This window comes from Ruegeria sp. D6, from assembly GCF_056534365.1.
In genome coordinates, this window is sequence record NZ_JBQFPH010000003.1 from 301,555 (window position 1) to 324,347 (window position 22,793).

Sequence of the window (22,793 nt, forward strand, 5' to 3'; positions counted from 1 at the left end):
AACCCTTCAAAGTCTTAGCGAGAGACATGACATGCCGCCATCCAGCTTGGCGCAATCGGTGTTGTCAATTTCTACGATCTCAAACCCTTCACGATCCAACATGTCCGCTGTGCGTGAGAAGCCAGCAGCCATCAGCACCAGATTGTTGAAGCGGATCGCGTTGGCAGCAGCTTCTTCCCCATCAGCAACATGAAGCACTCGGTAGCCCTCAAAGCAGCCTGATGCATCAAGTCTTCGGGTAGACAGGATTGTTTCGGCATCCATCAGTGAACAATCTGTCTTGAAGTGCAAAACGCCTTCCGGTGTAAACACTTCGCGCAGTTTGTGGCCCCACGCGGAGGTGATTTTAGACAGCTCGGCGACACCTTCAGCGTCAGTGCGGTCTGATCTGCCCACCAAAATTTCGCGGCCGGTTACAAGAATATCTCCGCCCTCGATATGGCCGGGGCCGTTGATTTCCAGAACCGTCTCGTAGCAAGCGCGAAGATTTGGCGCCATTTCTGCCACCTCACCCATCCGCGATGGTGCGCCTGGCCGCATCAGCACAGCGCCTTGCGGCAGGCAAAGGGCCGTATCCTCGACAAACTGCGCGTCGGGGAACGCGTCGAGGGGATCAAGTTCGATCACTTCAGCCCCGGTGCTTTTCAGTGCAGCCACGTAAGCCTTGTGTGCCGCCATCATCCCTTCGAAATCGGGGTTTCCAATATCCTTTGCACGCAAACCGCCAGCAATGGTCGCAGCCGGGCGGCGGGTGATGGCGCGGGAGAACTCAAAGGTCGGGTCTGACATGTTTCAATCTTTCTGAGGTTCACATTTCGGAGCGATGACTTCGATCATTGCAGGCCCATCTAAAGCGACAGTTTCGCGCAACGCCTGCGCGACAGCCTGTGGTTCGGCCGGAACCTTGGTGAATGGAATGCCAAAAGACTTGGCTGATGCAGAAAAATTCGGGGGCGAAGGATCACAACCTATGACGGTCACACCCACATCCCGCATCGACGCGGCAATTTCCTGGTATCCATGATTGTTCCAGATCACGAAGGTGACCGGCAGGTTTTCATCTGCTGCGGCCATGATTTCAGGCAATGAAAACTGTGCACCTCCATCGCCGACAATGCAGATCGCCCTTGCAGTCGGATCGGCGATCGACGCGCCGATGGCAGCGGGTATCCCGTAGCCGAGCGCGCCATATCCCGTTGCTGCGTTGAACCAACCTCCGGCCCGGTCGTGGTCGTAGAAAAGATTGCCGGCATAAATTGGTTGGGTTGAGTCTCCGACCATCAATGCATTCGGAACTTCTGAGCGAATGGCATTCAGGATTTCGACCTGATGGCGATAGTCCGGACCAATTTCCTCCCAGGCGGCGCGGCGTGTTTTGCTGGCGCGTTCGGCACCGTCGTCTTGCTTTGCCTCATTGGACAATGCCCCAAACAGCGCCGGTACAACCAAATTGACGTCACCTTGAATGGTAAGCGCTGCCTCATGTCGCGCCAGTTGATCGCTGCAGCGATCCACCCGGATCAGGCCTGACCTTCCTGCAAATTGTTCGGTGGCGTACATGTCATAGTCGGTTGGCCCCAATTCGGTTCCCAAAGCCAAAACGCAATCAGCGCTTTCTATCAGCTCGCGTACTGCTTTGAGGCTGGGGCTGGCCGGAACGGTCAGTGGATGTTCGTGCATCAGGCCCCGTGCGTTGACGGTTTGCACGACGGGGGCATCGAGAGTTTCAGCCAATGTCTGTAAATCGGTTTCCGCTTTTTTCGCGCCACCACCCGCCAGAATGACAACTCGATTTGCTTTAGCCAGTTGCCTTGCCGCTTGTGAGATTAAGTCTGGATTGACCGGGGGTGCTGGATCGAGCGTCTCGACTGGTGTTTTTTGATATTTTTCTGCTGCTACATCCAACGGGACCTCTATATGCACCGGCCCTGGGCGACCGTTGGTAAGGTCGTGAAAAACACGGTCCAAGACCGGGTCCAGAGCGTTGGAGTCGGGAACTTGTTCTGACACCAACGCAACTGTTCTGGCCAGCCCCAGTTGGTCTGGCAATTCATGCAGATGTCCCAAGCCCTTGCCAAGTGAAGCGGTTTTATTGACACCAGAGACCACCAACATCGGAATTGAATCAGCGCGCGCCTGCGCCATCGGTGTCAAGGTGTTGGTCAATCCGGGGCCGGTGATCACAAAGGTCACACCCGGTTTCCCCGAAACACGCGCGTAGCCATCAGCCATGAAACCAGCACCCTGTTCATGCCTGGGCGTGATATGACGAATGCCCGAAGCCGCAAGACCGCGGTAAAGTTCGACCGTGTGAACGCCCGGAATTCCGAAGACGCAGGTCACATCTCTTTGGCGAAGCTTGGCAACCAAAGCTTCACCGATTGTCATTCCGCTCATGCAACCTCGCGTGATTTGCTGTTGGCGTGATCAATGATGCGAGAAACCGCTGTGGCAAAATCGGCGTCACTAATCGTCAGCGCGACCCGGACCCAGTCTTTCAGACCGTCGCCAAAGGCGGACCCTGGCATGACAGCCACCCCGGCCTGTAACAGATCCCACGCATAAGCTTCACCATCAAACCCGGTGGCAGAAACGTTGATGAGGGCGAACATTCCCGCCTCTGGGCGATGAACCGTCAGATCCGTTTCTGCTTCAAGACGATCAGCCAGCAGGGTGGCGCGGCCAGAGAAACGAGCGGCCATGCCGGGCGCAACCTCGGACCCGTCGCGGATTGCCATTTCGGTCATGTCCGCGATGAAGGGCTGATTGCCAAAGAGCATTGTTTCGGAATACGGCAGCAGCGCTTCACAAAACGCTGCTGGTCCGACACACCAACCGCTACGAAACCCTGGGGCAGCATGTGATTTCGAGATGGATGATACACCTATGACACGATCCGCCAGTTTCGGGTCTGCCAATGGTGAAGCAAATTCGGCCTCGTCAAAGATCAGTTCTTCATAGACCTCGTCCGAGATGATCCATAAATCGTGCGCCATGGCGAGCTGCCCGATTTCGGCAATTTCCGTGGTAGTCAGAATTGCACCTGTCGGGTTGTGTGGCGTTGTCAGAAGAATGGCGCGGCTGCGTGGAGTGATGCGTGCGGCAATATCTTCGGCTTGCATGCGAAACCCGTGCTCTGGCCGAAGCGGCACAGGCACCATATCCGCCCCGGATGCACGCACGACTCCTTCGTATGTCGCGTACATCGGATCACCAACCAAAACTTCGTCTCCGGCCTCTGCAATCCCGGACATCACTGCGAAAAGGGCGGTTTGCGTCCCGGGAAAGCACAAAAAGTTCTCGGGTCCGAAGGGCCGCCCACGAGAGGTTGAATAGCGAGCAGCAAGCGCGTCAAGCAGTCCGGCTTCACCGCGCCCGTTGGAATACCCTGTCCGTTGTGCCCGCAAGGAGGTTACGGTGGCTTCTACCAATGCGGCTGGCACGGGCACATCCGGTTCTCCAATCGTCATTTCGACGATATCCACTCCGGCTTTGATAAGGTCACGTGCTTTCAGGTGTACACCCCATTTGGCACCACCCAACCCCGCTAAACGCTCAGTCACAGATGTTGTCTTCATGGCTGCTCCGCCTCTTTGTTTAATGGTATCCCCAGGATGGCGCTCACGGAGTCCAAGCCGATCCGCGCCAGTTGCCCTTCGGAAAACGCGTCCGGAAGCGCACCGCCTTCCAGCCAAAGGCCGTCGATTACCGCGTTGCAAGCAATGGCCAGTTGCGTTGCCTCCGTTGCAGCAACTGAACGTCCGGTTTCCAGCAATGCGGCGACGATCAGCTCCTCGAGGTGACCCCGGAAATAGTTATAGGTCTGCTGGTGAATGCGCTGCATTTTTGAATCATGTTGCACCTTGTTAAGAAAGCTGGCCCACAACGCCACGGCGCTTGGATCAACGATTGGTGGTCGTAGCGACGCGTCAACGAAGTTGGTCAACTGAGATACCGCGCTTCCCATTCCTGACGAAGCTGCTGTCTGATCGGTTAGCGTATTCATGTGGTGCTCATACGCCGCCTGAACCAACTCTTCTTTTGAAGAGAAATAATGACGGATCAACCCTTGGGTCACGTTCGCGCGGGCTGCAATCTCACGCACCGTGGCACCGCGGACGCCCATCTCGGCGATCAGGTCCAAAGTCGCCAATATCAGCGCCTCGCGCCGAAACTCAGCAGACTCACGTTTAAATTTGCGGCTGTCGTCCTGCACGTCAGTGTCATCCATGGCATGGAGTTATTATACACTTGCATAATTGCGAGATTCGAGGCTTACTGCAAGCTGAAATCAGAAGATTGTTGGATATGGACACAGCCGAAGCAGCATCACCCACACCCGAAGCCACTGCGTCCATTGAGGCGATAAAGATTGAGGACCTGCACAAATCCTTTGGTGCGCTAGAGGTCCTGAAGGGTGTTTCCCTGACTGCCAATAAGGGGGACGTTGTCGCAATCATCGGGGGATCAGGCTCGGGCAAATCCACCATGCTGCGCTGCATCAACTTCTTGGAAACGCCGAGCTCGGGAAAAATCACCATTGGCGGTGAATTGGTTGAAATGCACGCCGATGGTAGCCCCGCGAACCGCCGCCAGATCGAGCGTATCCGGACGCGGCTGGCAATGGTTTTTCAGCAGTTCAATCTGTGGACGCATCGCACGCTTCTGGAGAACGTGATCGAAGTGCCGATACATGTCCTAAAGGTGCCAAAGGCAGAGGCTATCTCGCGGGCGCACGACCTGTTGAAAAGGGTAGGGCTTGGTGACAAGGCCGACACCTTTCCGGCCTATCTATCTGGCGGTCAGCAACAGCGCGCCGCCATTGCCCGTGCGCTTGCCGTAGATCCTTCGGTGATGCTTTTCGATGAGCCCACATCGGCGCTGGACCCCGAGTTGGTCGGCGAAGTTTTGAACGTGATCCGTGATCTCGCTGGTGAAGGACGCACCATGCTGCTCGTCACCCATGAAATGAAATTTGCGCGCGAAGTTGCCAGCCACGTTGTCTATCTTTTCGAAGGCCGCATTGAAGAGCAGGGTCCACCTGCCGAGGTCTTCGGTAATCCAAAATCAGAGCGGTTGAGGCAGTTCCTCAGCTCGGTCGCCTGATTCAGTCAAAACAAACTAATGAACCAAAAGGGAGTAACAAAATGAACCTTAAGAAACTGCTTGCGTCCGGAGTTGCCGCCGCCATCCTTTCAGTTGGTGTCGCCAGTGCCGAAGAGGTCAAGATCGGTATCGCGGCTGAACCTTATCCACCATTCGCTTCGCTTGACAGCTCAGGCAACTGGGTTGGATGGGAGATCGATGTTATCAATGCTGTCTGTGCCGCTGCCGAACTGGACTGTGTTATAACGCCTGTAGCCTGGGATGGTATCATCCCATCGCTGACCGGGCAGCAGATCGACGCCATCATGGCCTCTATGTCGATCACCGAGGAGCGGCTGAAAACCATTGATTTCAGCGATCCTTACTACAACACACCCGCTGTGATCGTTGCGGACAAATCGATGGATATCGAAGCGACACCAGAGTCGCTGGCGGGTAAAGTTGTCGGCATTCAGGCTTCGACCATCCACCAGGCCTATGCGCAGGAATATTTCAAGGATGCTGAACTGCGGGTTTATCAGACACAGGATGAGGCCAATCAGGACCTGTTCGCAGGCCGTATTGATGCAACTCAAGCAGACAGCATCGCCATGGCCGACTTTGTAAACTCGGATGCGGGCGCTTGCTGTGAAATTAAAGGCGCCGTTGCAGATGATCCCGCTATTCTGGGACGCGGCGTTGGGGCTGGCGTGCGCAAAGGGCAAGATGACCTGCGTGAGGCGCTGAACAAAGGCATCGCCGCAATTCTTGCCGATGGCACGCACGAGAAGATCACATCGAACTATTTCTCGGCCAGCATTTACTAAGCCGCTGCCGTGAACGGACTGTTGGATTCACTTGGATTGGCGCAGAGCGCAGAGCTTTTGTCGCTCTCGCCGCCGGGATGGGGGGCCAATCTGCTGCGCGGATTGTCCCACTCATTGCAGATCGCTTTCGGCGCTTATGCCCTCGGTCTCGTGATCGGATTGTTCGGAGCTTATGGCAAACTCTATGGCGGGAAGGTCACGCGCGATCTTCTCGCCATCTACACGACGGTGATCCGGGCTGTGCCCGAGCTGGTCCTGATCCTGATCCTGTATTACGTGGGATCTGACATCATAAACAAAATCTCCGCCGCAATGGGCGGGGGGCGGGTTGAGGTCAGTGGTGTTGGCGCAGGCATATGGGTGCTGGGTGTTGTCCAGGGCGCTTACGCGACCGAGATTTTGCGCGGCGCAATTCAGGCGGTTCCGCCCGGTCAGATCGAAGCCGCCAAATCCTACGGGATGCCCGCCTTCATGACCATGCGCCGCGTGACAATCCCGGCCATGATGAGCTTCGCCGTGCCAGGTCTTGCCAACCTGTGGCTGATTGCAACCAAAGATACCGCGTTGCTCGCTGTTGTGGGTTTCAACGAGCTGACACTCGAAACCCGCCAGGCTGCAAGCAGTACACGCGCCTATTTTACTTTCTTTCTGGCAGCGGGATTTCTTTATCTCATGGTAACGCTGTGTTCGGGCGGCATCTTCGCTCGGATTGAGAAATGGGCGCGTCGCGGCCAACCCTCTCTGAAGGGAGGGGGCAGATGATTGATTTCAGATCGTTGATGCAACCACATCGCATTGTGATGATGCTGATATTCGCTGGAATCGTTGTCTGGTGCGCCGTCTCTCTTCAGTGGGACTGGATCCCGAAATATGCGCCGCTCGCCCTTCAGGGCATTTGGACGACAATCTGGCTGTTGGTGGTCACCGTAGTTTTGGGTTTCCTACTCGCCGTTCCTCTTGGATTGGCACAGGCGGTTGGGCCTTGGTATCTTGCCGCCCCGGCCAAGGCATTTTGCACTATCATCCGTGGCACACCGCTGCTGCTGCAACTCTGGTTATTGTATTATGGGCTTGGGTCTTTGTTTCCGCAGTTCCCCTGGATACGCTCTTCCGAGTTGTGGCCCTATTTGCGGCAGGCCTGGCCATATGCAGTACTGGCGCTGACGTTGTCCTATGCCGGCTACGAAGGAGAGGTGATGCGCGGTGCCTTCAAAGGGGTCGCCAAGGGTCAGCTTGAGGCAGCCAAGGCATTTGGCATGCCACGTTTCACCATGTTTCGCCGTATCTGGTTGCCGCAAGCTATCCGCAACGTCCTGCCGACATTGGGCGGTGAAACCATATTGCAACTCAAAGCAACTCCATTGGTTGCGACCATCACTGTCGTCGACATTTACGCTGTGTCTTCACGTGTGCGCTCCGACACTTTCATTATTTACGAGCCGCTCATCCTGTTGGCCGTATTCTATATTCTCGTCGCGGGCGTGATCGCATTTGGTTTCCACTGGCTGGAAGTAAAGGTTCTTGGGACTGGAAACCGCAATGGCGGTATCAGTTAGTATCGCCAGCAGCGGAGGGGATCCATGTCCTGCGTCAGCTCCGACCAGTGCTTTGAGTTCATAGCAATCTGAGCTGCAACTTGCATTCAGCTTGGCTGAGTACTGACGGTCGATATCAATATCAGGCCATACTGTAATGGTGCACAATTATATCTCTGCGCACCAATCCCGGCCGGTTCCGTTCACAGCTCTATAACAACTTTTCCGACCGCCGCTCCGTTTGTCAGGCGCTCATAGGCAGCATCGACATTGGTCCACCCAAATCTCTGTTCGTCAACAATTGGTTTGAGTTGGCCCGCATCCGCCATTTCCGCCAGAGTTTTCAGGATGTCACCATGGGATTGACGCCCAACATCATGCACCATCGGGATCAGCATGAAGACGACGTGCAGAGACAGACCTTTGAAATGCACAGGTGTCAGATCAATCTCGACCATCGCGACTGTTGAGGCGACTTGGCCATTGAGCTTGGTCGCTTCGAACGAGTTCGTCATGTTAGGCCCACCCACGCTATCAAACACCACATCGAAGCCTACGCCATCAGTGTGTTCGGCCACGTAGTCCTCGACCTTTTGGGTTGTGAAATCCAACGGGCGCGCACCGAGACCCTCGATCAGGGCTAGCTGATCCGCTCCGCGACCTGTTGCCGACACGGTTGCGCCAAGGTGGCGCGCAACTTGAACGGCAACATGACCAACGCCACCGGCACCGCCTTGAACCAGAACGGTCTGCCCTTCGCCGACACCGGCGCGCGTCAATCCTTCGTAGGCGGTGATGCCTACGAGAGGCAGCGCCGCGGCTTCTCGCATGCTCAGCGTCTTGGGTTTGTGTGCAATCAGGCGGGCATCCGCATTGATGTATTCGGCTAGCGAACCAGGGAGGTCCATCAAACCACCGGCGCAGCCATACACCTCATCGCCTATGGAAAAACCTGTAACACCTTCGCCAACGGCTGTGATTGTGCCAGCAAAATCCATGCCAAGGACCGCGGGCAAATTGGGGGACAGAGGTAGATCCGCGCCCATGCTTCGGATCATTGTATCGACGGTATTGACGCTGGTCGCGGCCACTTTGACGACTACATGCTCAGACGTTGCGACCGGTTCGAGCATTTCTACAAGCTCGAACGGTGCATCGGGTCCGTAGTCGTTCAGAACCATTGCTTTCATTGGGATATTCCTTTTTTTGACGAAGTGTCAGGCGCGGCATTGAACAGCGCACGCCTGACGTGATCATTGTGTTGGAGGACGGATCAGTTGATATCCTGAACCTGAATAACCAGATCGCCCCACTTGCGCTGGTTTTCGATGTCGTGTTCCAGACCCTGTTCATCCGCGATGGTGAACCGTTTGACCGCCGGGGTTTTGCTTGTGGCCTGATACAGCCAATAGGCTTCGGCCTTCAGCGCTTCATCAATGGGTTTGTCGATGGATTCATAGACCATCTGCTTGCAGGCATTGATCGACTCTGCCGGGAATTTTGCGATCCGCTCGGCCAGAGCCGTCACATACGGGCCAATCTCATCTGGCTCCAAAGCCTTGTTTATGGTGCCCAGACGTTCTGCATCATCCGCATCGTAGTCTTGTGCGCTCAGGATGATCTCGAGCGCTTTTCCAAGGCCGGTTTGACGTGCCATGCGCGAAGCACCGCCGCCGCAAGGCAGGATGCCCATTCCAACTTCCATCTGCATGAACTTGTACTTACCCCGCGCCGCAAATCGCATGTCGAGCGCCAACGCCAACTCGTGTCCGCCACCACGTGCGAACCCTTCCAGCTTTGCGATGGTGGCTTGTGGCACCTTGCTGATCCGCTCGCAGACCGATTGAAGGTCCAAAAGCTGTGCGTCCTCGCGGGATACGACCTCAGTCGACATATCCTTGAGCAGCTCGGTATCGTAGTGGCAGACCCAGATTTCCGGGTTGGCGGATTGAAAGATCACGACCTTGGTTTCGCGGTCTCGCTCTAGCCGCATGGCCAGACTGTTGAGGTCGGCCAGCATTTCCTGGCCTTGCACGTTTACGGTGCCAAAGTTGAATGTGACTGTTGCGATGCCGTTTTCAACAGCAACGTCAAAGGTTTGAAAGCTCTCATATTTCATCAGACAGTCCTTTCTTGGGCCTCGACGCGGCACGCGCGAGGGGTAAGGGAGGTTAAAGTTGGAAGCGCGTCTGGATTTAGCGCAGCGCGGGTCAGTTGGTCTGGTTAATCAAACCTCTGATCGAGTTCATGACGTCGGCAACATGTGCTTTGTCCAGTGCTGCGGCATGTGGATTCGCGAAGGCACCGCTGTCATTGTCAAAATAGGCACCTGACGCATCAGCGAACCGATCACCCAATGCTGCGTCAATCAGGATATCAGCGCCGATGTTCATATCGTTCCCGGCTAGGCCGAATCCTTCTTTCACCATCTTTGAGGCCAACAGCGATCCCGGATTTACCGCGACCATGACGGGTGCATCGGACAGAGATTTGGCCCATTCCCGGGTCCAGATGGTGATCGCCAGCTTGCTTTGCGCGTAAGCCTCCATATCATCCAGCGGAACACTGCCCTCCAGTGCATTTATGTTCACCGGGGCCTGCGCTGCCGATGACAGGTTCACGACGCGCCCGTCGGCGGGAATGATGGGCATCAGCAATTCTGTGAGCAAATAGGGTGCGAGTGTGTTGACGACAAAGCGGATGTCCTGCCCATTCGCAAGCACGGTTTGCGGAGCTTTCAGCACACCTGCATTGTTGATCAACACGTCCAGTTTGTCATGTTTGGCCTTTACGCTTTCAGCCAGTTCTCGCACTGCGGACAGATCGCTCAGATCAGCGGTATAAGCTTCGACATCGCCGCCGACTTCGGAGGCCGCGCTGTCCAATTTGGAGGTACTGCGTCCATGCAGAAGTACTTTGTGTCCATCGGCGGCCAGCTTCTTTGCCGTGAGCAAACCAATGCCGTCGGTTGAACCTGTAATGAGTATAGTCTTGGTCATTGATCTGATCCTTTAGGAAAAGTCGGGCAGTACGGTATCCGCCAGGTGTTCGAGCGTTGTATCGATGGGCGCTTGATTGAACCGTAGGTTCAGTGCAACGTGATTGACCCCAAGCGTTTCTATTTCACGTAAATAGCTACGCAGGAAATCGGTGCCAGACTGAAACCCAAGATGGATCGGGCGCGGTGGTGCGGCGTGATCGGCAACGACATCGATATACAGGGATTGCATGACAGGCTTGTCTGGCTGGCCGGCTTCATTCCCGCGCCTCCGATAGTCCGCTATAACCTGCCTTTGGGCAGTCGCATTGCGCGGATAGGTCATCCAACCATCGCCGTTCTGCGCCACCCAATCGGGGGATTGCTGGCTACCACCCGTAATAATCATCGGCAGGCGGGTCCCATGCGGCTTTGGCAGCAGGTCAATCCCGCCAGACAGCGTACCCTGTGCACTTTCACGCTCGGGATAGTCCAATCCAACGGCGCGGATGTAGTCAAAGCTGTCGCGGAAACGTGCCCCGCGGTCATCATAGCTCTGGTTCATAGCCGGATACTCCTCAGGCCGGTCCCCGGAGGCTACACCCAAGAGCAACCGTCCGCCCGAGAGCACGTCCGCGCTCGCCGCCGCCTTGGCTACATGAGCGGGGTGACGCAATGGCAAGATCACGCTCGCCGTTCCAAGGGCAATTCGGTCCGTCACCGCAGCAAGCGCACCCAGATAGACAAATGGATCGAAAATCTGTCCTGCATCACCAAAGCTTGGAACGTTGAATGGCACGTCGCGCAGCCAAAGTGATGCAAACCCGAGGTTCTCCGCTTTCCGAGCCGCTTCCAGATGAGCCCGAAGCGTCGGCTCTGCACCGACTGCATATGCTTCGAGCGGCAACACAAGGCCAACGCTCAGCCGTCCCGGTCGAAATACCCGGTTATAGGCCACGTTGATTTGGGCAAAATCAGCAGGCTGCATTTTATCCAACATGTCCGGCTCTCCTTTAATAGCGCACCAAGGTGCGGCTCTCGATGCTTTTGCGAACGGTGTTGACGTTTGAATCTTCGACCATATCAAGCGCACTATGCGCGATCGACGGAGCACCTTGATTGTCATAGATGTTGAAGATCGCGACCTCATCTGGCGTCATCTTCGATTGATAAATCCATTCATGCCTGGGGTTTCCTACCAGCCCCATTATTTGCCCATTGCGGTCGGGATAGATCAGGTCCAGTAAAATCCAATCAGACGGTTCAACTGATGACGGGCGAACAAAGCCCAGGGGTGCTGAGTTGATAGGATGATCCACAGGGCGCCACACATTAACAAAAGCATAGTGACCGCGCGCCCACTCCGCTGCGGCCTCGGCACCCAAAAGATCGACAAGCCGCTGTTCGGCTCCGTCCTTGCTATAGTCACTGTGGACGTTGCGCGCGGGTTTGCGCGTCGCTCCTGGGTCATCTATCCGAACCGTGTGATCAAAAACCACAACCTCGCGCGCACCTAACTTGTTCGAGAGCATTGCCGTTAGTTCCGCATCGTATGTCGGTTTCCAGACCTCGCCGGTAAAATCTTGTACCTGCGTTTCCAGCAGCGCGAACTCAACAGCATCAGACGCAAATGTAACTGTGTTGCTCGTGGTGCGGGCATCTGTCAATGCAACAGCCGTGCTGGCCAGTTCGGGCGAAATCAAATTACCAGCAATCCCGCCTGCATCTAGTTCAAAGGCTTGCCGCCAGGGCTTGTGAACGTGGTAGTTGACTGTGGCTGTCCGCGTCATCTGCGTCTCCTTCCCATGCCGAGTTGCATCCATGAAGGGGATTTAACGCTAATCTATTTGCGTATAAACTGCCCATTCATGGATTGATAATTCGGGTTTACGATATAATGGGGCTTGATACAGACGCGCTGAGATTGTTTGTGGCGGCGGCAGAAAGGCTGAACATCAGTGCGGCGGGGCGCGCTTTGGGCATGGCTCCAGCTGTCTCGAGCGCAAAGCTTGCCAAGTTGGAGCAAAGCCTGGGTTCCGAACTGTTACATCGCACAACGCGCAAAGTGTCGCTGTCTGTTGAAGGTGCCGATTTCCTGCCCTTCGCCCGAGAGATTATTGCGCAGGAAGAGGCGGCACTTACGGCGTTGGGCAAACAAACAGCGACCATCCGCGGTACATTGCGCTTCGCTGCGCCCAGCACCTTTGCTCAGCTCTACATTGCTCCAATCCTGCCCAAATTTCTTCAACAGCACCCCGATCTGACGCTCGATTTGCGCCTGTCGGATGTGCAGTTTGATCTTATCGAGGGGAGTTACGACCTTGCACTAAGAAATGCGCCGCTTGTCGACACCAGCCTGAAAGGCCGAAAATTGGCTGATGACCGACGCATACTGTGCGCCGCGCCGCACTATCTTGACACATACGGCACACCCAAAACACCTGCCGATCTGAAAAGCCACCACCTGATCGCTTTCCAAAATCGCCAATTGCGCACGCTAACGGGAAAGGCAGGTGAGAAAGCCACATTTGATCCAGCGATGGCCAAGGGTCAATTGATCATCGACGACGGCCAAAGTCAGGTCTGCGCCACTCTGGCCGGCGCCGGAATATCCCTAAACGCACTATGGAGCGTGTATGATCACCTGAAATCGGGCCGGTTGATGCAAATTCTGCCAGACTTTGAGGCTACGGAAGACAATGTTCTATGGCTTATCTATCCCAAGTCCAACGTATTATCTCCCAAAGTTCGGGTATTCATGGATTTTCTGATCACAGAGATTGGCTCAAATCCACCTTGGGAAACATGATCCCAATATTGGTCAAGCGCGCCTTAAGACATCACGGCGCCAGTTTGGAGAAATGCACGAGGCGGACACGCCTTTTACAATTGCAATAGCCTGATCTGTTCCGCGATTTTTGAGTTCCCGTGAATGCGGCCATCGCTCCCGTAGCGAGTGGCTAGTTAGACAGGCTGCATCGCAGCATCTAAACGGTTTATCCAAGGCCGGTTCCGGTCGTTCTTGCGTGAACCCAAAAGAGGGTTTCAAGACCTTAGTCGATCAAGCCGAAGCCGCGAGTGCAGGAAAGGTGTTTCTTATTCGCCCGCAGCGACGGCCTCGCCTGTCGAGAATAGCGCGGCAAGCATCGCCTCACTTCCAGCCAGCGCGCCCTTGCGCACGGTCGCAAGAACAAGTTTCCGAGCCGACGAATGTGGGAGACAAATACTTTTGACGTCGTCAGACCGATACCGCAAAACATCGGGGACAGGCAGAAGCGTAAATCCCAGGCCTGCCGAAACACATTCCATAATCGCTTCAAGGTTATCAAGGACAATGGTTTCGGAACCCTTTGGTCTTTTGTGCTTAAGCATCTCTCCAGCAATGAGTTTTCCGATCCCGGTGTCGGGCATAAAGTGAAAGAAGGGCTGTGCATTCAATAAACCCGCGAGGCCGTCTTTCAGCAATTTCTCATGGGCTGCAAAGGCAAAGGGTTCCTCTCGAAGCACCTTTTCCGCAAGCGTGTCTGGAACACCTTCTGCATCTGTAAGAAGGGCGGCATCAAGCTGACCGCTTACAACCTTTTCTTGTAGAACCTTGGACAGGCCGGTTTCGAATGAGAAGGTCGCTTGCGGTGCTTGACGTTTTGCGTTGTTCAGGAAGTTCGGCAGCAAGCGAACGGCAGCAGTTGTGACAAATCCTATTCGGAAATGCCCAAAAAGCGTGTCCGTCGGGCGACAGATTTTGCGAAGGCTGTCTTCGTGCTGCAGGAGCGGGATCGATGCCGCGACGATGCTCCGGCCGATTGGTGTAAGTCGCGGTGGTCGTACGGTGCGGTCAAAGAGGTCGACGCCAAGCTCCACCTCAAGCGCCTTCATCTGCATTGAAAGTGCAGACAATGTCATGTTTTGCTGCTCGGCCGCTTTTGCAAAGGAGCCGACATTCGAGACCCGTATGAGGGTTCTGAGAGAACGTGTCTGCATAACTTAAGGTATATTGGATTAGATATCCAATTTTATTCGATTGTGTTGTATTACTGCAAGCGTATTCTGTTAAGAAACAGAGACGAGGGACACGCATGCCGCATCCGCTTGTGAACGTTGCGAAAGAACTGGCCCCAGAATTTGAGAAACGTGCCGCAGATTGGGACAGATCACGCAGGTATTGCTGGCAGAATGTTGGCGAATTGGCCGATGCTGGCATCATGGGTATGACCATTGCAAAGAAATATGGTGGGCAGGGCGCGAGTTTTCTGGACGTCACCATGGTGGTCGAACAGATCGCGAAAGCCTGCACGCTGACCGCCCGCATCGTTGTCGAGGGCAACATGGGCGGCATCAGTGCGGTCATGGGGTACGGCAATGACGAGCAGAAGGCTTTTTGTGCTCAGCATGTCCTGGCAGGAGATAAGCCCGCGATCTGCATAACCGAACCTGACTCGGGAAGTGCCGCGACCGAAATGCAGACTACCGCGCTGAAACAGGGTCGCACATACATCCTCAACGGGTCCAAGCATTGGATCACTGGTGGAGGGGTCTCGAAGCTGCACCTGATCTTTGCCCGCGTGCTCGATGAGGCGGGCGTCGATCAGGGGATTGGCGGTTTCATTCTGTTTGCCGATCCGATGTCAGGAGATACGCCCAAGGGGTTCACCGTGGTGGGTCGCGAATACACGATGGGCCTTTGCGGTATGCCCGAAGCAGAATTGCGGTTCGAAAATGTCGAGATCAACGAGAAATGGCTGGTCAAACCGCCTTCAGGATTGAAGCGTGGCTTTGCCGACCTGATGAACGCTTACAATTCGCAACGCGTCGGTGCGGGAGCAGTTGCTATGGGTGTTGCGGCAGGGGCACTTGAACATGCAAAACGCTACCTCGTTCAACGTGAACAGTTCGGGCGCCCGCTTGCAGAATTCCAGGGGCTTCAATGGATGCTGGCCGATATGGACACGCAAGTTCATGCAGCCAGGCTGCTGCTCCATGAAGCGGCACGATCGCGTGGCCCAAACGGCAGTCAGTATCCCGATATGACCATGGCCGCCCGCGCCAAGCTTTTTGCGTCCGAGATGGCTATTAAGGTGGTCAGCGATGCGCTGCAGATGTTCGGCGCGCGCGGCTACAGCGATCGTGAACCGCTGGAGCGGATGTATCGCGATGTGCGCATGTTCACTATCGGCGGCGGGACCGCACAGATTCTCCGGACCCAAATCGCCGGAAATATTCTAGGCATTAAAACACCACAGACGCGGGACGGATACACGCGCCTTGCCGACATGGAGCGTTACGCGGCTGAATAGAAGACCCTATGAAAATTGAAAAAGGACTTTCGGGCCGCCGACTTTCTTATGCCGCAGCCCTACGCGGCTGCGTGTCGTCACGCCTTCGGCATGCTCGGCCGACGGTTTTTTCGCGTTAATCTAGGTGCCTATTTAGCCAACTTAGCTGCGCAAGAAAGGCGCTGCATTCATGCGCCAGAGAAGTTTGCGTCCGAGCCAGCGAAACAAATGCAATTTTACGCTGCGTAAAATGGCGGGGCTATTTTTCGACAATCGTAAACTTCCTAAATGAGATTTGCCTAGGCAGGCAAGTTTAGCGTGTACGCCAAGCAATTACTTCGATTCCCGAAAGGAAAGCTGCGATGAAAAAGTTCATTTTTGTTGCTCTCATCAGTCTTACCGCATGCACTCAGTACCCGATGCAGAAGCCACTGATGGTTGACGGAACCAGGAATGCGACCTTCTACACAGATGAGGCTGAATGCCGATTGATGGCCGCGAGTTTCAATCCTGGGCAGCGTAAAATGGATGCTACGTTCGGCGCTATTGATGGCGCGGTTACTGGTTGGGTTGTTGGCGAGAAGGAAGATGTCATCGGAGGTGCGATCGCAGGTGGCATCGTCGGATCTGTGCGCGGCCAGTACAATGACGAAATGGCGCGGCGTCATGTGCTTGTGAACTGCATGCAGGTGCGTGGTCACGGAGTGGTGGGCTAGTAATGGCTGCAGATTACTCAGTGGTTTATCGAAAGGGGCCTTGGCCGTGACTCAGAAAAGGGTCCGAACAGAGTTCGTAATTTGGGGCAAACTCTGACCAGAGAGGGAGCGCTCTAATGCCGAATAAACGTTTCAGTTGTAACAGTTAAAGAAACCGGCCTGATTGGGTGGGTGAACAGTGTCGCGCAGATCTTCCAAAGACGCGTTTCGATTGCCTTGCATGTTGGCGCATCTAATTGACATATCCCACCCAGAAGCGCGCTTCTTTCAGGCTACAGGTGATCAACTTCCACATGTTGAGCACCGATGAGCAAAGTGTTTTGCAATGCCGAAACTACGTAAAAGGCCGGCCCAAAAAAACGCCAACTCTGACAAACCATCCCAGATATGGACCGGCAGCGACCGTTGGCCCGCTTGCGTGAAAGCTAGAAAATCGAACGACGATCTGATGATATAAAGTCAGCCATCTGAGGTGGTTTACTTATTGCTGCGTACAAGGGTGATGCGATTCCAGATAGCTGTGAAACCCACCGATGAATAGGTGTGCGGAAACTGGATAAGCCGGTCAAGAATCTGACAAACCAGCCTTCTGGAGGCTGGCCAACAGGTTCTCCTTAAAAGTGGCGTCAAGTTGCCAAATGGCAAGTATATCCGATGCAACAGATGAAAAATCTGGGCGTAGAACCAACAAGCTGCGTAGAGCCGCCTGGGCCTGTTCCCCATTTCCCAGTTTGCTGTGTAGCGCGGCCTGCCATAGATGGGTCCAGAAGAAACTTGGCATATCGATTTGTTCCAATTGTGCCAGCGCCGCTTCATAGTCGCCCCGGTCGAACTCGTAAAAAACCCGCGGAAACAGATACCACTGAGGATGCACAGGGTTCAGAGCGATTGCCCGGTCTACAATAGCAAGTCCTTTGTCCCATTCGCCACTGAACGCCAGACGCATCCCGTAATGGGCCAGAATGTCGGTATCATTCGGATTCAGGTCAATCGCCCGTTGCCCGGCCTCGCGGAACCCGGCAAAATCACCGAGCACGAACCGCATATTGGCCATCATCAGATGTCCCGCCGCCAGATTTGGGTCGATCTCGACCGCCCGGCGTGCTGCGGCATCGGCTGCGGCCAGAATCTGTTCGCGATTTCCGCCCAGCCTAAAACGTATCTGTTGCAGATACAGGTTCGACAGCACCGCCCAGGCCTCGGCATAATCCGGAGCCTTCTCGAGCGCGTTCAGGATGCAGGATTTGATTCCGGCATGGCGATCCAGATTGATGGTTACCTGATAGCTGTAATAACCAAGCACACAGTCATAAGCATCGCGATTGTTGGGTGGAATTCTATCGGCATCTCGCATCGCGCCAAGCGTCAGTAGCCCGTATTTCCCGGCCAGTTTACCCATTACATCTCGGATAATGCTGTCCTGTACCGCATAGATCTCCTTGGAGGTATCGCTGACCTCATAGCTTTGCGACCAGATATATCTTCGGTCTTTCAGATCAATGAGGCGTGCGGACAGGCGCAAGGTGTCGCCCCTGTCCATCACACTGCCTTCCAGCGCGAAATCAGCGTTGAATTCTGTACGCAAGCTCGCCGTATCAATCTCAGTTTCACCAGAATGCAGTGTGCTGCCAAGGGGCAAGACCCAGATGTCCCGGAACCGGATCAACTCGGTCGTCAACTGCCGGGTAAGACCATCGGCGAGGTACTCGGGGCCCTCTCCCAGAGTTTCAAAGGGCAGTACAGCCACGACGGGTCCTTTGGGCAAGCTGTGATTTGCCTGTTCCTCGGGCGTCCCTGAACGGGCCAATCCCCAGATCAGCCCAAACAATGCCAGGCCAAAGGCGACAGCCAGTCCAATCCCAGCGCGTCGTCGCCCTCTGAGCCCGGCATTGGGCCGGGCGTCAGCAGGTGCCGGAACAGGGCCGGGCAGTGAAGATTTTTCGAACCGCGGCGCGTATCCTCCTTTGGGCATGGTGAGGCGTATCGGATCGCCCCGACCGGGCCCGGCATAATAGGTGTCAATCTCCTGCCGTAGTCGCCGCGCCTCAAGTCGGACAATCGGATCGACCTGCTGGTCGAAGCTTTCGTCGCGGTCAAAGACCGACATGGCAATCGACACGCCTTTGATCTGATCTGAACGACCGGCCAGATATTCCTCGATGATATAGTTCAGAAATGCGCGGCGTTTGGGGCTGGCGGTGAAATCCGGATGATCCAGGATACGTTGCATCTGTACCCGAATTTCGCGCTCGGTAGTATCCACTTCAATATCCCTCTGCCTCGGGAAAACCAAGGAAAACCATTATGTTGGCCTCGTTGATACATGTGTTTTTCGACAGGTGGCAACATGTTTGCACTTCTCGGGAAAAATTCTGCGGATAAGAGGGCCGCACTGCTGGTCGTACAGGCAGGCACCCGGCTTCCAAAAGATCGCGCATCTCGGCACTTCTGGACGTCAATGCACCGGCGGGACGAATTTCAACCTTGTGGTTCGTCCCGTCAGACCTCCTGCGCTGCGATCTCTTTTGAAGCGTTCATGATAGGAACCGATTATATATGCCACGTCGAACCACCTTACTCTTGACCGTCACCCTTTTGACGCTGACCTCAGGCCTTGCCGTCGCGCAGGATGATAGTCCTCAGCACTTTGACCCGAAGGGCAAGCTGCCCTCGGATTACACGATCGAATTCCAGCAAACCCAACGCAATAACCTGCCGTTCGATGACGAGCGTGACTTTGAAGAAAGCCGCAAGGGGCTAATTGCGGTTCCAGAATACCGCCAGATCAAAACCGAGGATGGCACCGTCGCCTGGGACATCGGCAGCTATGACTATCTGCTCGAGGGCAAAGAGTTCGACTCGATCCACCCGTCGTTGCAGCGTCAGGCGATCCTGAACTTGAATTTCGGCCTGTACGAGATTCTCGACGACAGCATCTATCAGGTGCGTGGCTTCGATCTGTCCAACATCACTTTTATTCGTGGCGATACCGGCTGGATCATCTTTGACCCGCTGGCCTCCAAGGAAACTGCCGCTGCAGCGCTGAAGCTGCTGAACGACACCGTGGGCGAACTTCCTGTCAAGGCGGTTGTCTATTCGCATTCCCACGCCGACCATTATGGCGGTGTGCGCGGGGTGATCACCGATGAGGACGTGGCAAACGGCGTGGAGGTGATCGCGCCCGAAGGTTTCATGGAACATGCGGTTTCCGAAAACGTCTATGCGGGCAACGTGATGAACCGCCGTCTGTTTTTCCAATACGGTGTATTGCTGCCGCGCAGCCCGTTCGGCCATGTGGATCAGTCCATCGGCAAGAACATCTCGGCTGGCACCACGGGCCTGATCGAACCGACCCGCTATGTCTCGGACGCGTATGAAGAGATCATCGTAGACGGCGTGCGTATGATCTTCCAGAATACACCGGGTACTGAAGCACCTGCTGAGATGAATACTTATTTCCCCGACCTCAAGGCATTCTGGGCGGCGGAAAACATCACTGGCACAATTCACAACATCTATACCTTGCGTGGCGCACTGGTGCGCGATGCGCTGAGCTGGTCCAAGCATGTCAATGACGCGCTGTACAAGTTTGGGCAGGATGCCGAGTTGATGTTCGCCTCTCACTCTTGGCCCCGTTACGGAAATGAGCGCATTCAAGAAGTGATGCGTGCGCAGCGTGACACTTACGCAAATCTTAACAACGGGGTGTTGAATCTGGCCAACAAGGGCGTGACCATCAATCAGATTCACAACGTCTATGACGTGCCGGAAAGCCTGCAGCAGCAATGGGCCGCGCGCAGCTATCATGGCTCGGTCGAGCATAACAGCCGAGCGGTGATAAACCGTTATCTGGGCTACTGGGATGCCAACCCCACCACGCTCACACCTCTGTCGCCAGAAGACAGCGCGCCGCTGTTTGTCGAGATGATGGGCGGCGCCGAACCGATCCTGTCGAAAGGGCAGGAATTGGTCGACACCGGCAAATACCTTGAAGCGACCGAGATTCTGAACAAACTGGTCTACGCCGAACCACAGAACCAGGCCGCCAAGGACCTGTTGGCCGACGCGTTTGAGCAGATCGGGTATCAGAAGGAAAGCCCTTCGGTCCGCAACTCGTTCCTTGGTGCGGCGTTCGAACTGCGCAACGGTATTCCGCAGGGCGCTACCATCGAGACCACCGGTCCCGATACGATCAAGGCGATGCAGACCACGATGTGGCTCGACTTTCTGGCCATTCGCGTCAATAGCGCCAAAGCCGCCGATATGGAGTTCACCATCAACCTGTCGATCCCCGACCGGGACGAGAACATCGTTGTCGAGATGAGCAATGCCACTCTGACTCATATCGTCGATCAGGTGGCGGAAGACGCCGATCTTTCGATCAGTCTGAGCCGCACGGACTTGGAAAAGGTCATGACCGGTGAGCGCAGATTGACCGAGATGCTCGCTGATGGCACCGCGCAGTCTGATGGCAACGCCGAGATCGTAGCGCAACTGGCTTCGACCCTGGATCAATTCGATTTGGGTTTCGAGTTGATGCCCGGCACCGGTGCGCAGGATTTGACACCACCCGCCAATGATTTTGCCCAGCCCGGGTTAGCAAACTCGAGTGGCGGCTGAGGCGGGACCGTCCGATTGAAAGCTGGCTCAGGGTTTTGCTGCCCTGGGCCTCTCTCTTTCTGACTATTGGACCGGGAGAAGTTTTCGACCAGTAGTGCTGGTATCGGAGCAGCAGAATGCCCCGCCCGAACGACTGCTGGATTGTTACCGCCGTGCGCGGACTCTTTCATCCGTGGTGTCAATGCGGGATCAGAATCTTCAGCCTAAGAAAGCCAAAGCGCATGACGCAAAAATCAAACTGGGTTGTTCTGAAACTTGCAATTTGTGAACATCAGCCAAGATATCGAACTACCTAGAGGTCCCGATCCGTAGATTTCAATTCACTCCTGGACCCCGTCCCGTACAACGATTCAAAGAACTGGCCGCATAGCGCCGCGGGTCGGATGGGTATCTTCGAACTGGAGGAAGCTTCACAACCCAACTGTCGAATGTGAAGTGGTCAGACCTTAGCTGCGACATGCTATGATCGCTTCCAAATTTCGATAAGACACTGTGTGTCGCAAATCGAAGTATTTAGTGTAATCAATAATGTCTTTGCGGAAATGGCAGCCACTAGAAGATCATATGTAAGACCGGTTCGAGAACTACTTTAGCGAAACGAACACCTCAACTGGCTGTTTGGTCAGCCCGAACCCATATCTTGCGACACTTCTCAAGTCGTGAGACGAAACTGTATTTCAGGTTCATTGGACCGAAAGTAGTAACCTGATGTTAGAACAGTGGGACGATTAACTGGGCCAGAAATGCTTGTTCTCTGAAGAAGCACCCGTCACACTGTATTTTTCTTCAAGCCAAGGTACTAAATTTGGGTTAGAACGCACATTCTAACCAACGCTTCGCGACATTCTACAAACAGGAAATTCCTTGCCAAGTGGACTAGCCCCTGCCGAACTGATCGCAATCCTAATCGCCGTGACTGATGATCAGCCGCGTGTCATGACCTTGCGTGGAGGTAACGCGCTACCTTCGGGACCGTTCGAATCTTCACACCGCAGCTTGCAAAGCGGCTTGCGGGCCTGGATTGAGGCGCAGACCGGCCATCCGGTGGGATATCTTGAACAGCTTTATACCTTTGCAGACAGGGATCGCGATCCACGCTCGGGTTATGCCGACAACTCTCAGCGTATCTCGATCAGCTATCTCGGTCTGGTGCGGGAGCAGGATACTACCGGTGCTGGACGTCCGGCATGGCGTAGCTGGTATCAGTACTTCCCATGGGAGGATCATCGTGATCGCAGCCCAGAAGAGCTACCGCAAATTATCAAACGTATCTCAGCTTGGGCAGGAAGTGATCCGCTAAAACTGCAGCGTGTGGACTATCTGTTTGGTTTGAATGGGAAGACCTGGAACGAAGAGCTGGTTTTGCAACGTTATGAGCTTATGTACGAAGCAGGGCTTGTTGACACTCCTGAATTCGGTCGTCACATGGAAGCGGACAACCGTCGCATTCTCGCCACCGGCATATCTCGCTTGCGGGCCAAGATAAAATACTCTCCGGTTGTGTTTGAGCTCATGCCCGAAAGCTTCACCTTGCTGCAGTTACAGCGCACAGTCGAAGCGCTGTCTGGTCTACACCTGCACAAACCCAATTTTCGCCGCCAGATTGATCAGCAGGAATTGATTGAAGATACCGGCGAAATGTCCAGCGGCACCGGTGGTCGTCCGGCACGCCTGTTCCGATATCGGCCGGCCATTCTAGAGGCTCGCATGCTGTCGGGCGTCAGATTACCTCTCTCCCGGTCCTGAACCTCGCTTGACAT

The 22,793-nt window shown here is 55.0% G+C and carries 20 protein-coding genes; 9 read left to right on the forward strand and 11 right to left on the reverse strand.

Going from position 1 to position 22,793, the window contains the following annotated elements:
* Positions 1 to 6 precede the first annotated feature (6 nt).
* The 4 genes from ACR0A1_RS13320 to ACR0A1_RS13335 are packed head-to-tail and all read right to left on the reverse strand — an operon-like array spanning position 7 to position 4,231.
* Complete coding sequence (locus ACR0A1_RS13320) at positions 7 to 789, reverse strand: arginine deiminase family protein (protein ID WP_170423015.1); 783 nt, start codon at positions 787 to 789, stop codon at positions 7 to 9.
* Between the two features lie 3 nt (positions 790 to 792).
* The gene (locus ACR0A1_RS13325) at positions 793 to 2,397 is read right to left on the reverse strand and encodes a 5-guanidino-2-oxopentanoate decarboxylase (RefSeq protein ID WP_480867901.1); all 1,605 of its coding nucleotides are present in this window, start codon (positions 2,395 to 2,397) and stop codon (positions 793 to 795) included.
* A complete protein-coding gene (locus tag ACR0A1_RS13330) occupies positions 2,394 to 3,578 on the reverse strand; it encodes a pyridoxal phosphate-dependent aminotransferase (protein WP_480867902.1) in 1,185 nt (394 codons plus the stop codon). Before ACR0A1_RS13330 ends, ACR0A1_RS13325 begins: the two co-directional genes overlap by 4 nt.
* On the reverse strand, positions 3,575 to 4,231 hold the full coding sequence (locus tag ACR0A1_RS13335) for a TetR/AcrR family transcriptional regulator (protein ID WP_480867904.1): 657 nt from the start codon (positions 4,229 to 4,231) through the stop codon (positions 3,575 to 3,577). The genes ACR0A1_RS13330 and ACR0A1_RS13335 overlap by 4 nt, the downstream gene beginning before the upstream one ends.
* 77 nt (positions 4,232 to 4,308) lie before the next feature.
* Here ACR0A1_RS13335 and ACR0A1_RS13340 point away from each other — a divergent pair, with 77 nt between their 5' ends.
* From ACR0A1_RS13340 to ACR0A1_RS13355, 4 genes are read left to right on the forward strand one after another with little or no spacing between them, the layout of a single operon-like run.
* Positions 4,309 to 5,106, forward strand: a complete 798-nt coding sequence (locus ACR0A1_RS13340) for an ATP-binding cassette domain-containing protein (RefSeq protein ID WP_170407522.1) — start codon at positions 4,309 to 4,311, stop codon at positions 5,104 to 5,106.
* 41 nt (positions 5,107 to 5,147) lie between these two features.
* Positions 5,148 to 5,912 carry a transporter substrate-binding domain-containing protein gene (locus ACR0A1_RS13345; protein WP_170394204.1) on the forward strand — a complete coding sequence of 255 codons (765 nt, stop codon included), beginning with the start codon at positions 5,148 to 5,150 and terminating at the stop codon, positions 5,910 to 5,912.
* Between the two features lie 9 nt (positions 5,913 to 5,921).
* Positions 5,922 to 6,674 carry an ABC transporter permease gene (locus ACR0A1_RS13350; protein WP_170423024.1) on the forward strand — a complete coding sequence of 251 codons (753 nt, stop codon included), beginning with the start codon at positions 5,922 to 5,924 and terminating at the stop codon, positions 6,672 to 6,674.
* On the forward strand, positions 6,671 to 7,468 hold the full coding sequence (locus ACR0A1_RS13355) for an ABC transporter permease (protein ID WP_170625582.1): 798 nt from the start codon (positions 6,671 to 6,673) through the stop codon (positions 7,466 to 7,468). Before ACR0A1_RS13350 ends, ACR0A1_RS13355 begins: the two co-directional genes overlap by 4 nt.
* Before the next feature lie 182 nt (positions 7,469 to 7,650).
* Here ACR0A1_RS13355 and ACR0A1_RS13360 read toward each other — a convergent pair whose 3' ends face one another.
* From ACR0A1_RS13360 to ACR0A1_RS13380, 5 genes are all read right to left on the reverse strand, one after another.
* Positions 7,651 to 8,637: a zinc-dependent alcohol dehydrogenase family protein gene (locus ACR0A1_RS13360; protein WP_480867907.1), complete on the reverse strand. Its 987-nt coding sequence runs from the start codon at positions 8,635 to 8,637 to the stop codon at positions 7,651 to 7,653.
* A gap of 83 nt (positions 8,638 to 8,720) precedes the next feature.
* Positions 8,721 to 9,566, reverse strand: coding sequence for an enoyl-CoA hydratase/isomerase family protein (locus ACR0A1_RS13365; protein WP_480867909.1), 846 nt, complete (start codon positions 9,564 to 9,566; stop codon positions 8,721 to 8,723).
* Positions 9,567 to 9,657: 91 nt separating this feature from the next.
* Positions 9,658 to 10,446, reverse strand: coding sequence for an SDR family NAD(P)-dependent oxidoreductase (locus ACR0A1_RS13370; RefSeq protein ID WP_480867910.1), 789 nt, complete (start codon positions 10,444 to 10,446; stop codon positions 9,658 to 9,660).
* Between the two features lie 12 nt (positions 10,447 to 10,458).
* Positions 10,459 to 11,424 (reverse strand): LLM class oxidoreductase, encoded by a 966-nt coding sequence (locus tag ACR0A1_RS13375; protein WP_480867912.1) that lies wholly within the window; start codon positions 11,422 to 11,424, stop codon positions 10,459 to 10,461.
* Between the two features lie 13 nt (positions 11,425 to 11,437).
* Positions 11,438 to 12,214, reverse strand: coding sequence for a CmcJ/NvfI family oxidoreductase (locus ACR0A1_RS13380; protein ID WP_170596282.1), 777 nt, complete (start codon positions 12,212 to 12,214; stop codon positions 11,438 to 11,440).
* A 107-nt stretch (positions 12,215 to 12,321) separates the two neighbouring features.
* Here ACR0A1_RS13380 and ACR0A1_RS13385 point away from each other — a divergent pair, with 107 nt between their 5' ends.
* Complete coding sequence (locus ACR0A1_RS13385) at positions 12,322 to 13,233, forward strand: LysR family transcriptional regulator (RefSeq protein WP_480614248.1); 912 nt, start codon at positions 12,322 to 12,324, stop codon at positions 13,231 to 13,233.
* A 287-nt stretch (positions 13,234 to 13,520) separates the two neighbouring features.
* Here ACR0A1_RS13385 and ACR0A1_RS13390 read toward each other — a convergent pair whose 3' ends face one another.
* Positions 13,521 to 14,405, reverse strand: a complete 885-nt coding sequence (locus ACR0A1_RS13390; protein WP_480867915.1) for a LysR family transcriptional regulator — start codon at positions 14,403 to 14,405, stop codon at positions 13,521 to 13,523.
* A gap of 95 nt (positions 14,406 to 14,500) precedes the next feature.
* Here ACR0A1_RS13390 and acdA point away from each other — a divergent pair, with 95 nt between their 5' ends.
* Both acdA and ACR0A1_RS13400 read left to right on the forward strand, forming a co-directional pair.
* Positions 14,501 to 15,718 carry a 3-sulfinopropanoyl-CoA desulfinase gene (gene acdA, locus ACR0A1_RS13395; RefSeq protein WP_480867916.1) on the forward strand — a complete coding sequence of 406 codons (1,218 nt, stop codon included), beginning with the start codon at positions 14,501 to 14,503 and terminating at the stop codon, positions 15,716 to 15,718.
* A 341-nt stretch (positions 15,719 to 16,059) separates the two neighbouring features.
* Positions 16,060 to 16,413, forward strand: coding sequence for a hypothetical protein (locus tag ACR0A1_RS13400; RefSeq protein WP_170394225.1), 354 nt, complete (start codon positions 16,060 to 16,062; stop codon positions 16,411 to 16,413).
* Between the two features lie 565 nt (positions 16,414 to 16,978).
* On the opposite strand, the gene ACR0A1_RS13405 is transcribed toward ACR0A1_RS13400, so the two are convergent.
* On the reverse strand, positions 16,979 to 18,676 hold the full coding sequence (locus tag ACR0A1_RS13405) for a tetratricopeptide repeat protein (RefSeq protein ID WP_480867918.1): 1,698 nt from the start codon (positions 18,674 to 18,676) through the stop codon (positions 16,979 to 16,981).
* Between the two features lie 293 nt (positions 18,677 to 18,969).
* Between ACR0A1_RS13405 and ACR0A1_RS13410 the strand changes: the two genes are divergently transcribed.
* On the forward strand, positions 18,970 to 21,033 hold the full coding sequence (locus tag ACR0A1_RS13410; protein ID WP_480867920.1) for an alkyl/aryl-sulfatase: 2,064 nt from the start codon (positions 18,970 to 18,972) through the stop codon (positions 21,031 to 21,033).
* An 864-nt stretch (positions 21,034 to 21,897) separates the two neighbouring features.
* Entirely contained in the window at positions 21,898 to 22,779 is an 882-nt protein-coding gene (locus ACR0A1_RS13415) for an NrtR DNA-binding winged helix domain-containing protein (RefSeq protein WP_170509435.1), read from the forward strand.
* Positions 22,780 to 22,793: the final 14 nt, after the last annotated feature.